This window comes from Spirosoma flavum (assembly GCF_042686045.1).
GTDB lineage: Bacteria > Bacteroidota > Bacteroidia > Cytophagales > Spirosomataceae > Spirosoma > Spirosoma flavum.
The window spans coordinates 602,152-616,772 of record NZ_JBHUOM010000019.1; the positions used below are offsets into that span (position 1 = coordinate 602,152).

Below are 14,621 nucleotides of genomic sequence, written 5' to 3' on the forward strand. Positions count from 1 at the left end.
TGGTCTGGACGATTTTCCATTATTCCTTATTCTTCTTCAGCAGAGCAAGATACTCAGCGACTAAAGCCCAGCAATGAGCCTCGCATTGCCAGCGCATTTGCATGAGTGGGCGGTCGGCAAACCGGCGTAGCCAAGGCTGTTCGTAAGCCGTAAGCAGACCCGCAATGAAGAAGTGGAAACGATCAAAATCCTGCTCGATACCATCAACAGGTAGCTCAGGAATAATTTCGCCTAACCGCAGCAAGGCTGTAGACAGCATCATTTGCTCAACACGGTTACGCACGTTAGACAATTGTTGATGCCCGTCGGCAATAAGACGCGGACGAACAGCATCAAGTTCGGGAATATCAAAAGCCGCCATGAGTCGCGCCAGGTGGTAAATAATCAGCGAGGCTCGGGCGTAGTGGGGCGCACAGCGGAATGGCTCCGACACATAGCGGCCTGACTCCACTACCGACCGCAGATACACCAGTGAATCAGCGTCGTGCTGGTTGCGGGGCAGATCATATTGATAGAGGAAAAACAGGATGTTGCTCAACGCACACGCGTCGAAGTCAACGCCCATATGTTTACCAAACCAGGTCGAATAAGCGCTAAGGTATCGGTAATCAGGGTACGTGTTTCTAATTCGGTACTGCTGGCTACCATTGGCGTGTTGGCCCAATTTATGTTTCAGCCAAAGACAATCGTCGGGTGTGGGCTTGGTCGTCAGGTATACCATAGCCGTATCGTCGATATCGTCGGGAATACGAAAATGCTCAAAATGGCGGAACACATAGCCGTTAGAAAAATGCTGGGACGGGCGTGTAGGCCAGAAATTATAGGTGTTCAGTCCATCTTTATTTCGAAAGAGAGGATAGGCCAGTCGCGCTCTTTCCGAGATTTGATTAATTACTTGCTGAGTACCCGGCGAAACAAGCGACTGCAACGACTGCAATGTAAAAACCGTAGTGGCCGTAAAGAAAATGTTGGTATCCGGGCGTCGATAGAAAATAGTTGGATTATGACGAAATGAAGGAAATAAACCTCTTTCATCCTGCAAAACAGCGATGTGTTCTATAAGGTTGTCCGTAGTTAGTGATACTATATTCTTCGTAAACATCTGTTACACTACATTTTATTTTGGCACATAAAGTACCATTACGTCAGAATGATAAAAACCTAACTGTTAATACGTTCTTTTTTTTCAAATTAAGGTTGAATATTTACGTTCGCAATTGCTCGTATGCATGTCTAACTTAGTTTTATTCGACGATCCGACGATCCGGCCAGCACTGCTGCCGTTTACGTTTACACGACCAGTAGCCGATATTCGGGTCGGTATCCTGACCATTGCCGAAAAATGGGCAATACGCCTTGATACAACGCCATCGTTTATAACAGAGACTTATCTTAGCGGTAAATACCCGCTACAAACAGCCACCAGTAATCTATACGTCAACGGAGCCTTATGCCCGACTGACGAACTGGTTGATCGGCTAAAAACGTTAGCCCTGGGCGAAAGCCTGATCTCTCCCAGCGGTTTACTGATGGCTCTCCACACCGACTATGTGGTGAAGGAGGCTGCTCAACTCACCGACTTACCGCAGCATACCATAACGTTCGACGCGATGGTACCAACGATACGGCATCTCTGGAGCCTGATTGCTGCCAACGGAATCCAGATTCAGTCTGATTTTGTGCTTCTTACAGCCGGTCGCCAGTCGCAGCCAATCACCGACCCGTTCACTCGCTGCTACGCCCCCGAAAACGTGTTTATCGAAGAAGGTGCCATAGTCCGGGCAGCTATTCTGAATGCCGAAGATGGCCCGATTTATATTGGCAAAGATGTTATTATTAGTGAAGGCAGCGTACTGATTGGCCCCTGTTCATTCGGTGAAGGAACTATGGTACATTATAATAGTTCGATGCGTAAAAATACCAGCGTAGGGCCGTATTGTAAAGTAGGTGGCGAAATCGGTAATTCCATCTTATTTGCCAACAGTGGTAAAGGTCACGAAGGCTATCTCGGCGATTCGGTTGTGGGCGAGTGGTGCAATCTTGGCGCTGGAACAAATACGTCGAACCTCAAAAACGACTATTCGACAGTTAAGCTCCACAGCTACGTTACAAAAAATCCGGTGGACACAGGGCGAATGTTTTGCGGCTTATTCATGGGCGATTTCACCAAGACGGGGATTGGAACTATGTTTAATACGGGAACAGTTGTAGGTGTCAACGTCAATGTGTTTGGCACGGGTCTACCACCTAAATATGTACCTTCGTTTTCGTGGGGTGGGGCCATTGACGGTTTTATGACGTACCGTCTTGAGAAGGCCGTCCAGGTAGCCCGCGAAGCATTTAAGCGACGTAATCAAGCATTCGACGGACAGGAAGAAAGCATTTTAAGAGAAATTTTTACGATAGAGCGGATGGGATCGCCCCACAATACCCCGCTCAGTTTCCTGACCGATTTATAGCTATCCAATCAGCTTAAGGACTAAATGGAGCATCACCCTGACGTGGTACTTCCCGGTCAACGAGATTATGCAATTTTCCGAAATTATAGGCCATACTGAAACTAAACAGTTGTTGCTAAGGGCCGTTCAGACGAATCACCTTGCCCATGCACTGTTGTTCGATGGTCCTACAGGCAGTGCCAATCTGGCGCTGGCGCTGGCGCTGGCTCAGTATGTCAACTGCGAAGATAAGCAACCCGATGATGCGTGTGGACGTTGCGCGTCGTGCGTGAAAATTCAGAAATTCGTGCATCCAGATTTGCACATGGTTTTTCCGGTGGCAAATCTGGCAAAGGGAAAAACGTCAGAAGCGTATCTGGCCGACTGGCGGAAGTTCCTGCTCGATACGCCTTACCGTACCCTACCCGACTGGCTGGAATTGATGGGGGCCGACAATAAGCAAGGCAACATTTCGGCGGAAGAAGCCCGGAATATTCTGCAAAAACTATCGCTGAAAGCCTATGAGGGTGCGTACAAAATTATGCTCATCTGGCTACCCGAGCTGATGAACGTGACCTCGGCCAACGCACTGCTGAAAGTGCTGGAAGAGCCGCCTGCCCAAACGCTGTTTTTGCTCGTAACAAATCAACCCGATAAGTTGCTCATTACCATCCTGTCACGAACGCAACGGGTGGCGGTTAGAGCCTTTACGGATGAAGAAGTTGCCACGTACCTGCGCCAACACTTAAATCTCGACGAAACCACTGCCCGACGCGTTGCTTATCTTGCCGATGGAAATCTGGCGGAAGCGTTGCAGTTGAGCCAAAAAGGCACTCATTCGAACCGCAACGGCGGGGGGAGCACTTTCCAATCAGATCAGCACACGTGGTTTGCCGACTGGATGCGGACCTGCTACCGACAGGATTTAATTGCGCTTGTTAAGCAGGCCGACCAGTTCGACGGATTCAGTAAGGAAAAACAAAAGGGATTGCTGGATTACAGCATTCGCCTATACCGCGATTTGTTCTTGTGGCAACAGGGTGTTGCCGAGTTGTTGCGGTTGCCTGATGACGAAATGGCTTTTGTAAAAAACTTCGCTAAAATCTTGACTATCAACCATATCGAGCACATTGTAAACGACCTCAACGAAGCCGCTTATCATCTCGAACGAAATGCCCGCGCAAAAATGATTATGTTGGATATGTCGCTTACCTTCAGCCGATTGATACGCACATAATGACCTTTGATTTCCAGTTTCCGGCGAACCCAATCCATAGACCGCAACCGAAAATCAAGCTTATTTATCCATGAAATTACCCGTTCCTGAAAACTTGATAACGAAGCCAAAGCAGATCATTGGTATGACGGATCTGGTCGATTTTCCAGATTTAGGGTTGTTCGATGTACAGGCCAAAATAGATACGGGTGCTTTTACATCGGCTTTGCATTGCAAAGATGTTCGGTTGATAAAGACAAGACTGAGAACGAGATTAAGTTTTTGGTTGATCGACAAACCCGGTGAAGATTCCCGGCGATTTTACAGCGACCAATTTAGCCAGCGCATGATTCGTAATTCGTTTGGTGTAGCCGAATTACGATACGTCATTAAAACCCGCATTGTTTTGTTCGGACGCAAAATCCGGGCTGAATTTACCCTTGCCGACCGCGAACAACTCAAAAACCCTATACTTCTAGGCCGGAAGCTGCTCCGTAACCGCTTTATTGTCGATGTATCAGAGAAAAACCTGTCATACGAAGCTAAAATTGCGCGGCAAACACACACGTCATAAGTGCAGTCAGTAAGAGATCAACTTGTCTTCTATTCGCTTGCCAACAACTGTTCGCTCATAACTTTTCACTGAATCAATGCGAATTGCCATTTTATCGGCCAATCCGAATTTATACTCTACTAAACGACTCCTCGAAGCCGCCAATCAGCGTGGTCATGAGGGCGTCATTGTGAATCATTTGAATTGCCATGTCATGATTGAAGGTGGTAAGCCTTCAGTTCTTTACGAAGGTCAGGAATTAGATTCGTTCGATGCTATTGTTCCCCGCATTGGCGCTTCCGTAACGGATTACGGCTGTGCTGTTGTTCGACAGTTCGAGATGATGCGCGTTTTCACAACGGCTAAGTCACAGGCGATTACGCGCTCACGAAACAAATTAAGAAGCTTGCAGGTGCTTTCTAAAGCAGGCGTTGGGTTACCCAAAACGGTCTTTGCCAACCATCCAAAAAACGGCGACGTGATGCAGCTTATCAAACTCGTTGGTGGTCCGCCGGTAGTGATTAAACTGCTGGAAGGTACGCAGGGAATTGGGGTGGTACTGGCCGAAACGACAAAAGCTGCCAAGTCAACCATCGAAGCGTTTTATGGCTTGAAAAAGCATGTGCTAGTGCAGGAGTTTATTGCCGAAGCCAGGGGTTCTGACATTCGGGCGTTCGTTGTGGGTGGTCGCGTAGTGGGTGCTATAAAGCGGCAGGGTGCAGAAGGAGATTTTCGCTCCAATATTCATCGGGGTGGCAACGCGGTTGCCGTGCAACTCACGCCCCACGAAGAACAAACGGCTATTGCAGCCGCCCGCGCGCTCGGCTTAAAAGTGGCTGGGGTCGATATGCTTCGGTCTGACCGTGGGCCGCTGGTGCTGGAAGTCAACTCGTCGCCAGGTTTAGAAGGCATCGAGCATGCAACGAGTAGCGACGTTGCCGCCGAAATCATCGCTTATATTGAAGACAAAATCCGAACTGATGAAGGTGATACGGTAGGCGTTTAAGAGAATGATGAATTATTACTCATAGCGAAGTATTTTTACATTTATAATCGCACCGGCGACCCAGTCATCATCGCACCGGCAACCCAGTCATCATTTATAAATGCCTGCTCTCGATTCTGACCTCAAAAAAGCTATTGTCCGAATGCCGGGCGTAGAGAAAGATAAATTACTGCTGCGCTTGATCACCAAAGATGCCGTACTGACCGAACGGCTTCAATTCGAGTTGGTTGAAGAGAAAAAAACTATTGATGAACGGCGTCTCCTGATTCGAGAATTTATTGACCGCACGTCCAATCTCCACGCTGACACCCCCGGCTGGCTAATGATGGATATGCGCACAGTGAGCGGCTACATCAGCCGCCACCTGAAAGTTACAAAAGACAAATACGGCGAAGTTGAGCTGATGCTATACATGCTCAATACGTTTTACGACCACAACGCCCACCTGCTGAAAAAGTATAATTCCCGCTCCGATAAAGCCGCCGAGTACATTGCCAAACGCACCGATCAGGTGTTAAAAAAAACAAATAAACTCGATCCCGACTACCACATTGAATTTGCTGAAGAAATAAATAAACTGCTGCAATGGGTTCACCAGACAGCCCCGGCGCATTATGCCCGCCAATTGAGTTTACCGAAGGAGTGGGTGGTGTAAGATGTCTATTTCCTGGCGGTTTGTTTATAAACCCATTAAATCTTATGAACTGACAGAGTTATAATAAGACTTTTCACTCAAATTCTAACAGAATACAACAGATGTTATTTTCGGCTCATGACGCTCTTTATGCACACGAAATGACAGCGTTTTTTACTGGTTTTACTTGTGTTCTGGATAGTCATTTTCAGGTATAGGAACACGGTATAATGACACGGTATGAGGGCTGCTTTTACCGTACGTTCACAAACACCCGGCCCCTTTAGGGTGTTATATAGCTACACCCACCAACCTCTGACGGATGAATCAAACGGTTTTAATTACAGGTGGCACCGGCTCTATTGGTCGTCGCCTAACGCAATTGCTTCAACAGGAAGGCTATCAGGTGTCGCTACTGAGCCGGTCTCAAAAGTCCATTCCCGATGTTCGTGTTTATCAGTGGGATATCAAGAAAGGTCATATCGATCCACAGGCGATTGCCACCGCCGACCATATTATTCACCTCGCGGGAGAAGGTATCGCTGATGAGCGCTGGACCGACAAACGCAAAGACGAAATTCTGACTAGCCGCACTCAATCGACTGATTTGTTAGCGCAGGCATTGTCAAAAAATCCACATCACGTTAAGTCTTTTATTGGCGCATCGGCCATTGGTTATTACGGGGGCAACACCGATGACCGTCCCCTCACCGAAACCAGCCAGGGCGGTTCTGATTTTCTGGCACAGGTGGTACGGGCATGGGAACGTTCAGAAGAACAGGTAGCTTCGCTCGGTATTCGTACCGTGAAATTTCGGATTGGGGTAGTGCTGATGCCCGATGGAGGAGCTTTACCCAAGTTAGTCCAGCCCGTTCGGTTGGGGGCGGGAGCGCCCATTGGTTCGGGGCAGCAGTACATTTCCTGGATTCACCTGGATGATTTATGTCGGCTGTTTATTCGAGGGCTTTCAGATGATTCGTGGCAAGGTGTTTACAATGCCGTTGCGCCTAATCCCGTCACCAACGAAACCCTGACGCGAGCCATTGCGCAGGTATTGCACCGGCCTATGTTACTGCCTAACATTCCGGCATTTGCCATTAAACTTCTATATGGCGAAATGGCCATTGTCGTTATCGGCGGTAACTATGTTCTGAACAAACGCATTACCGACGAGACTCGTTTTACGTATAAATACACTGACTTGACAAAGGCGCTGGAAGATTTATTAATGTAATACGGGCGGAAGCCCGTGAAGCCGAAAGCAGTATTTTTGCTATTACCACAACGTCGGCTTCACGGGCTTCCGCCCGCGTTACTTAGGTTAACTCCACTCCCGATCGGCAGAATCCTTGGTATTCCATATGTCGGTGGGCGCAAACCAGGTAGCTCCTTTCTTAAGGAATTTTTTGGCTACTTCCTCATTCAATTCAACACCAAGTCCCGGTTTATCAGGCACTTTAACAAACCCTTTGTCCGTAATGGGTTTCATACCGGTAATGAGGTCTTCCCATCCAGCAACGTCTACACCGTGGTGTTCGAGCGCAACAAAGTTCTCGGTAGCAGCCGCACAGTGCACGTTAGCCATCATAGAAATGGGTGAACCGGCAAAGTGCATTGCCATCGGAATCCCTTTTTCTTCAGCGTAATCACCGATTTTTTTAGTTTCCAACAAACCACCCGACGAAGCCAAATCCGGGTGAATCATGTCGATGGCTTTAGCGTCAATTAGTTTTATAAAATCTTCTTTTAAATAGATGTCCTCGCCCGTTAGCGTTGGCGTGTCAATAGCATCGGTAATTTGTTTCCATTGATCGGTATAAAACCAGGGCACAAGATCTTCGAGCCAGGCTAGCCGAAACGGTTCCATCGCCTTGCCAATTTGAATAGCTGTGTTTACGTCGAAGTGGCCGAAGTGATCAGCTGCCAAAGGCGTATCGTAGCCGACAATATCGCGTACTTTACCAACGTGTTCTACCAGATTGTCCAATCCTTTTTTAGTAACCTGGATGCGTGTAAATGGGTGCTTTGTATTAGCGTAATTACCCAATTTACCAGATTCCCGATCATTCCATTGTTGTTTCACGCTCCAGTTATCGGCATTAACCAGCATACCAGGCTTACCGGCCAGCATACCAATGCCAAAATCCATTTTTAGGAACGTGTACCCCTGATCTTTACGCTTTTTCATATTCTGGGCAAACCCTTCGTAGGTATCGGCTTCAGGCGTATCGGCGTATAGTCGGATGTAGTCGCGAAATTTACCCCCCAGCAATTGATAGGCGGGTACGTTATACGCTTTACCAGCTAAATCCCACAGAGCCATCTCAACGCCACAAACACCCCCAGCCGCCCGGCTGTGTCCACCAAACTGCTTAATTTGCTTGAATATCTGGTCAACATTGCAGGGATTTTTACCTAGCAACCGGCTTTTTAACATCAGCGCATAGTTGGCACTGGCACCATCGCGCACCTCACCCCAGCCAACAAGACCCTGATTCGTATCAATCCGAATAATAGGGCTGGAAAATGGAACACCCGATAGAACGGCTACTCGCAGGTCGGTAATTTTCAAGTCTGCCGGTTTTGAGTCGCGGCTAACTTTCTGCGTGATAAACTCCATTTCCTGTTCAGCGGAGAATCGTCCAGGCTGCTTATCAAACATTAAACCAAGTGAAAGACCACCTAGCCCGGCATTACGCAGGAAACCACGGCGGTCGGACGATTTTTCGGGGGGTGACAATCGGGAGAAGATATTTTTCATGACAAAAACTTCAGGGGTTTATGGATAATCGTACAAGTATTGCCGTAATGAGCTGAACGATACGTTCTAACGACATCGAAATAATTTTAGCCCAGCTCAGTAGGGTAGTCTAGCACGCACATAAGTAGGTTAATGCCAGTATTTTACTTATGCAATGGGCTTTTTGGTTAGAATTCTCTCGAAACCCCTCGTTTTCAAGCGAAAAAAAAATCTGTCTCCTTAACCAGTCAACACAAAGTAAAGTCATGATAAAGAGAACATTACTACTAGTAACTTTCATTGCCCTTGTTGCGGGGAGCTTTTCAGCCCAAGCCCAACGGGTAGGCTCATCGCCAGAATATGTAAAAGCATTGACTGCCGATTGGAAAGGAGAACGGCTACCCGATGGCCGCCCTAAAATTCCTGATATCGTTCTGGACCGACTACAAAATTGCACTCTGGAACAGATATGGGGTTATCTGGGTAAAAAAGGCTATCGCAACCAGGTCGAAAAAAACTGGATAATTCTCAAGCCCGGTGAGACCATGACCGGACGTGCTGTAACGGCGCAGTTCATGCCTACCCGGCCCGACCTCGACAGTTTGGTACGAGCACAGGGCAAAGCCGAAGGCCGGTCTCAAAAAGGAGGCATAAATATCTGGCCGATTGATGTATTAACGAAAGGGGATATTTACGTGGCTGATGGCTTCGGTAAGATTAAAGATGGCACATTGATTGGGTCGAGCCTGGGCAACGCTATCTACGGAAAAACGGGTAAAGGCGTAATCTTTTACGGATCGGTCAGAGACATGCAGGAATTAAAAGATACGAAAGGCTTTAATGCGTGGGTGAAAGGACACGACCCGTCTTACATCAAAGACATGACGCCTACCTCCATCAATGCGCCCATTCGCATCGGTGATGTTACAGTAATACCCGGCGATGCTGTTTTTGCGAATGAGTATGGAACGGTATTTATTCCGGCACACCTTGTTGAAGGGCTGGTATCGGCGTCTGAAATGACGGCCCTGCGTGATGAATTTGAACGGGTACTCCTGCAACAAGGCAAATATCCATCTGGCGAAATACACGGCGACTGGTCTGACAAAATCAAAGGTGAATTCAGAACCTGGGTGGGCAAGTATCCAAAGAAATTAGCCATAACAGACAAAGACGTAGAAACCTATTTGGCGAAAGAGGGCCACTAATGAGTGTTAAGACAAGTTTGATATAGGTGAATCTCTACTTCGTTTTTTTTCGACAGGATTGTAGGAGTAAACAGGATTTAAGACTACTCTCATCCTCTGTAATCCTGTCGAAAAAAGCGAACTTGATTTGTCTTAAAGTCTACTAATTTACCAGACGAATGAAATCCAGAATTGCTTTTTTATTTACGTTCATTGCTGTCGTTTGCGTCGACCGCCCGTTGCTCGCACAAACAATTCCGAAAGACGAATTGATTTTTTTAACATCGGAATGGAAAGGAGAGCGGTTCCCGGATGGTCGCCCCAAAATTTCGGATGCCTTAGTGGAACGGGCCAAACACATTGGTATTGATGATGCCTGGACGGTTTTAAAAAACGAAGGGTATACCAACCAGTTTGAAGGCAACTGGAAACTGATTCAGAATGACGTATCGGTAACAGGGCGAGCGGTTACGGCTATGTTTATGCCCAGCCGACCGGATGTTGAAAAAACCATCAAGGAACGGGGCATTACCAAACAAGGACGAAAGGGCAATACAAATACCTGGCCGATAGAAATTCTTACCAAAGGTGATGTTTATGTCGCTGACGCTTTCGGTAAAATTGGCGGGGGAACGCTCATGGGCGCTACATTGGGCAATGCAATTTTCAGCAAAACGGGCAATGGGGTTGTTTTTAATGGGGCCGCCAGAGACCTTCAGGAATTACAAAACATCAAAGGATTTAACGCTTTCGTCCGTGATTTCCATCCCTCTTTTCTGGAAGAAATGGTACTGATGGGACTAAATGCCCCAATACGAATAGGTAACGTTATGGTATTACCGGGCGATCTGGTGATTGCCCAACGGGAAGGTGTTCTTTTTGTACCGGCTCATTTGGCCGAACAGGTTGTTGGCACCGCTGAGTTTGTTACCCGAAAGGATCAGTTTGGTTTTGAAACGGTTAAATCAGGACGGTACACAACTGGTCAGATAGATAGCCAATGGACAGACGAGATTAAAACTGATTTCCTTAAATGGCTTGGTCAGCATCCCGAACTCGGCACTATGACCAAGCCCGAATTAGATAAAGTGATGAGCAAGCGAACCTGGTAATTTCTGATTATTCACTGATTGAATTCAGAATCAGAGCACTGTTTATTAAGTAGTATGTCCATAACGGGCCGCCTAATGTGAATTGGGTGGCCCGTTGTGCTACCAGCCGGTGTGACAAATTAACAAGACAGAATTCATAGCCTGATTTATAACTAATTGATCGACATTACATCGTAATCATTTCAGACCGTCCGGGCGTTAGTCCGGCCTGCTTCACAAATGAAGCCAGTAGATTCTGGTAAGTCTGTATTTGTTCTAGGCGGTGATTATCACTCCATCCCAGTTCGGCTGCCATCAAATCGGCTACTTGTGGAGCAAGTTGGGCGGTTAAGTGCCAGTTGGAAAGTTCGAGCCGCCACCGGCGAGCCAGTACATCGCGGAGAGTAACCGCCATTTCTTCGCGCACCTGATACACCACTTCAGCCTGAATAAATGGTTGGCTATCGGTCAGTTTCTCGGCCAAACCTAGTTGCATCTGAGTTAACATAGCTACCTGTTCAGCGCGGGTACCGTAGGTTTGCATTAGGTGCTGGCATGTATCTACTGGAAAATTATAGTGACTTTGTAACACCTGCCAATCTTCGAAACTATAATTTTCACCACCAACCAGATAGTGTTTCTCGGTGTTTCCAGGTACTGTCTTATTCAGTAGTTCGCCCGCTCGGTCAATAGCATCCTGCGCCATTAGGCGGTACGTTGTCCATTTCCCACCAAGTAAACTCAGCAAACCAGACACCGAATCATGTTCAACTTCGTGGTCTCGAAGAAGCGTTTTTGTATCGGCGCGACTACTCACAATAAGCGGACGGATACCGCCAAAACCCGCCTGTACATCGGCGCGGGTGGGCATTTTGTCTAAATATGGCCGCACCGTTTCGAGCAGGTAATCGACTTCGTCGGGCTCTAAAACCGGCTCTCGGGTCAAATCAGAATAATCGTTGTCGGTGGTACCAACAAACACTTTATCGCCAAATGGAATGGCAAACACCACACGCCCATCCGTAGTTTTCGGAATCAGTATAGCATAATCACTCTGTAGGGTTTCGCGCGGCAACACAATGTGAACGCCCTTGCTGGGTCGAATGCGGGAGTCGAGGGCCGGGTTGGCTAACAACCGAATAGTATCGGCATAAGGACCCGTACAATTTAAAAACACCTTTGCCCGAACGGTCAGCGTTTCTCCCGTCAGCTGGTCTTTTACAGTAGCCGTTTCTAGTTGACCGTTCTCATAGCCGAAGCCAGTTACAGCCGCATAGTTTACCACAGCAGCACCGGCTTCGTCGGCCGAATGAGCTAGCGCAAGGGCGTAGCGGGCATCGTTAAACTGACCATCGTAATAAAGCACCGCGCTGTGCATCTGGCGGGTTAACGTCGGTATTTTTTCGAATGCCTGTGCCTTGTTAAGCCAGCGACCTTTGGGAAATGCATCATGACCGGCAATAAAATCGTAGAGGGTCAGGCCAATAGTCATGTACATCCCCTCAAACCAACTGAACACGGGCGTCAAAATAGCCAGTGGATGCGCCAGATGAGGAGCATTTCGTATAACGGTCCGGCGTTCGGCCAGTCCATGGTGCACCTGCCGAAGTTGGGCCAAATCGAGTTTTTTAATAGCCTGTTCTAAGTACCGAACACCACCATGAATCAATTTTGTTGATCGGGAAGAAGTCTCACCGGCAAAATCACCCCGGTCAATCAGCGCAACACTGTAGCCGCGCAAAGCCGCATCCAATGCAGCACCGGTACCACTGGCTCCTGCCCCGATTATGCAAATATCAACGGTTTCCTGCCGCAGTCTCTCCCAGTTTTTTCCCCGATTCATACACAAAGGTACGGTTATTGGCGAAGTAAGTGAAAGGATTCAATTGTCAGATGCATAGGTAACGATTTGTTAACCAAGCTATTTACTTCACTGACTACACATAGTTTATCAGCGATACGATTCACTGATTATCCCGAAAAGCTACGGCTGCGCCCACCAAAGAAACCGCTACGACCACCCGATGGTCGAACGGTACGAGTTACGCGCGAACTACGAACGCTCTCGCCAACCTGCGTTGATCGCTGATATAAGCCTGAATTGGCATAAACCCCGGCACCGTACCGACGTTGATCATTGCTATACTGAGACGAGTTGGAGCGGCCAAGCATGTAACCCAGGCTACCCCATAGTAATACATTGGCCAGGCCATTATGATGCTGCGATTGGTAAGCCTGAGGATTGTTGAGGTACGTGCTGGTTGATTTGTCGGTGGCAACGAGTCGTTTAGCGGCTTCAACACTCAGTGTATCACGGTGCCCATCAGCATAGCTCACTACAGCTCCGGCCTGACCGGGACCCGTTTGCACTTCATCTGTAATTTTAAAATTACCGGGCGCGGTTTCCGTGATATACGTCCGCACACCCCGCCCAAAGTGGGTTTCGGTTCGCTCAGCCTGATCTTCATCAGAGTTATTGTTTCCGCAACTCTGTAGCATACCTGCACCGTTGAGCAGAGCCAGACTGAGGGTCGTACTGAGGGTTATATCTTTTACGCGCCGAAGAACGGCATGTCGGCGAAGGGGTGTCATGGCCTGAAGGATAAGATGTTCGACCACTAAACTACGCTACTGAACCGAGGGTTACAACCCGATATGGATGAAGTGTCGGCAAAGTCAATCAACGGTCGTTAGAACGGACGGTAATTATTCCCAAACAGGACAGCTATTCCCGCTGATACACTCACGACACTAACAACCCGATTGCTGCTATAGGTTGAGCTTTCGGATCGGGTGCTGCCGGTTATAGCGGTTGACGTGAGGTTAGTAAAGGTAAAATCAGCGCGGCTATAATCAGCATTAAGTTGAACTGATGTAACCCGACCAAGCCGGTACCGCAGCGATAAGCCGCTCCCGAGTGCCAGTGCGGTACTCGTTGCACCCGTTGTTTTCACCGATAATTCTGTGTTGCCGAAATTACTAACCATAGTGGTATTAGGTAAGGAAGCCAACGCTTGCCCGGCCAGCAAGCGTGCATCGACGGAGAAGCGACCCATCGGTATAGAAACATAGGGGCCAGCCATCACGCTCATAACCGACCAGTTATCAGCTTTGGCAGTCCATACGTTCGTATTAGTACGATATCGTGCATTGAGCATGGCACTGGTATTAACCGTGTTACGATACTGTTCTCCCCGAATCATAAGGCCCACAGAACCGACAACCCGGTAACCAGCTGATATACTGAACGCGAGCCCCTGACCGGCCATACAAGCCTGAGCATCATAGGGCGAGCAACTCGCAAACCGGCCAACGGGTAAACTGGCTCCCGCCGATACGGCAAAAAATCCTTTCTTATCCTGATGCGATAAAATAAAAGTCTTCTGGCAAAAGGCAGTGGTTGTCATACCAGCTGCCAGCACAGTTACGAAGAGCTTTTTCATGACGTAATAAATTGCTGCTATATGCAGGGAGAATAGGTATATCCACACCCCTACAAATTCAGTGCCATGATTAAAAACTCCTCTAATGGTGTTTACCAAAATTGCATGTAGATTGCTACTACACTGTTTTTGCCAAATAAATAAACAGAATACAATAATTAAGTAACCTATATTGACCTTTAAGAAGACTATCAATCTATTACGCGAATGGATTTAGAAATACTCCTTTCGAGCTACTTAATCAGAAGAAAAATGAGCAGCAGACACAATCAAGTTGTTTATTAAATCGATTAAAATCCACATTATTCAGGTG

Annotated in this window: 13 protein-coding genes; 8 read left to right on the forward strand and 5 right to left on the reverse strand. The window is 47.7% G+C overall.

What is annotated here, in order from left to right:
• Positions 1-19 precede the first annotated feature (19 nt).
• Entirely contained in the window at positions 20-1,102 is a 1,083-nt protein-coding gene (locus ACFS25_RS19470) for a hypothetical protein (protein ID WP_381504323.1), read from the reverse strand.
• Positions 1,103-1,229: 127 nt separating this feature from the next.
• On the opposite strand from ACFS25_RS19470, the gene ACFS25_RS19475 reads away from it, so the two are divergent.
• The 6 genes from ACFS25_RS19475 (at position 1,230) to ACFS25_RS19500 (ending at position 7,081) form a co-directional block, all read left to right on the forward strand.
• Positions 1,230-2,459 (forward strand): putative sugar nucleotidyl transferase, encoded by a 1,230-nt coding sequence (locus ACFS25_RS19475; protein ID WP_381504324.1) that lies wholly within the window; start codon positions 1,230-1,232, stop codon positions 2,457-2,459.
• Positions 2,460-2,526: 67 nt separating this feature from the next.
• The gene (gene holB, locus ACFS25_RS19480; RefSeq protein WP_381504325.1) at positions 2,527-3,675 is read left to right on the forward strand and encodes a DNA polymerase III subunit delta'; all 1,149 of its coding nucleotides are present in this window, start codon (positions 2,527-2,529) and stop codon (positions 3,673-3,675) included.
• A 70-nt stretch (positions 3,676-3,745) separates the two neighbouring features.
• A complete protein-coding gene (locus tag ACFS25_RS19485; RefSeq protein WP_381504327.1) occupies positions 3,746-4,228 on the forward strand; it encodes an ATP-dependent zinc protease family protein in 483 nt (160 codons plus the stop codon).
• 76 nt (positions 4,229-4,304) lie between these two features.
• Positions 4,305-5,213: a 30S ribosomal protein S6--L-glutamate ligase gene (gene rimK / locus ACFS25_RS19490; protein WP_381504329.1), complete on the forward strand. Its 909-nt coding sequence runs from the start codon at positions 4,305-4,307 to the stop codon at positions 5,211-5,213.
• Positions 5,214-5,313: 100 nt separating this feature from the next.
• Positions 5,314-5,868: a hypothetical protein gene (locus ACFS25_RS19495; protein ID WP_381504330.1), complete on the forward strand. Its 555-nt coding sequence runs from the start codon at positions 5,314-5,316 to the stop codon at positions 5,866-5,868.
• 301 nt (positions 5,869-6,169) lie between these two features.
• Positions 6,170-7,081, forward strand: a complete 912-nt coding sequence (locus ACFS25_RS19500; protein ID WP_381504332.1) for a TIGR01777 family oxidoreductase — start codon at positions 6,170-6,172, stop codon at positions 7,079-7,081.
• Between the two features lie 87 nt (positions 7,082-7,168).
• Here the strand turns inward: ACFS25_RS19500 and ACFS25_RS19505 are convergent, their stop codons facing one another.
• Positions 7,169-8,608 carry a mandelate racemase/muconate lactonizing enzyme family protein gene (locus ACFS25_RS19505; RefSeq protein WP_381504333.1) on the reverse strand — a complete coding sequence of 480 codons (1,440 nt, stop codon included), beginning with the start codon at positions 8,606-8,608 and terminating at the stop codon, positions 7,169-7,171.
• Between the two features lie 245 nt (positions 8,609-8,853).
• Between ACFS25_RS19505 and ACFS25_RS19510 the strand changes: the two genes are divergently transcribed.
• Positions 8,854-9,795 carry an RraA family protein gene (locus ACFS25_RS19510; protein WP_381504335.1) on the forward strand — a complete coding sequence of 314 codons (942 nt, stop codon included), beginning with the start codon at positions 8,854-8,856 and terminating at the stop codon, positions 9,793-9,795.
• A 158-nt stretch (positions 9,796-9,953) separates the two neighbouring features.
• Positions 9,954-10,886, forward strand: a complete 933-nt coding sequence (locus tag ACFS25_RS19515; RefSeq protein ID WP_381504337.1) for an RraA family protein — start codon at positions 9,954-9,956, stop codon at positions 10,884-10,886.
• Between the two features lie 166 nt (positions 10,887-11,052).
• Here ACFS25_RS19515 and ACFS25_RS19520 read toward each other — a convergent pair whose 3' ends face one another.
• From ACFS25_RS19520 to ACFS25_RS19530, 3 genes are all read right to left on the reverse strand, one after another.
• The gene (locus ACFS25_RS19520) at positions 11,053-12,708 is read right to left on the reverse strand and encodes a glycerol-3-phosphate dehydrogenase/oxidase (protein ID WP_381504339.1); all 1,656 of its coding nucleotides are present in this window, start codon (positions 12,706-12,708) and stop codon (positions 11,053-11,055) included.
• A 128-nt stretch (positions 12,709-12,836) separates the two neighbouring features.
• A complete protein-coding gene (locus ACFS25_RS19525) occupies positions 12,837-13,457 on the reverse strand; it encodes a hypothetical protein (RefSeq protein WP_381504340.1) in 621 nt (206 codons plus the stop codon).
• Positions 13,458-13,555: 98 nt separating this feature from the next.
• Positions 13,556-14,308 carry a hypothetical protein gene (locus ACFS25_RS19530; protein ID WP_381504341.1) on the reverse strand — a complete coding sequence of 251 codons (753 nt, stop codon included), beginning with the start codon at positions 14,306-14,308 and terminating at the stop codon, positions 13,556-13,558.
• Between the last annotated feature and the right edge of the window lie 313 nt (positions 14,309-14,621).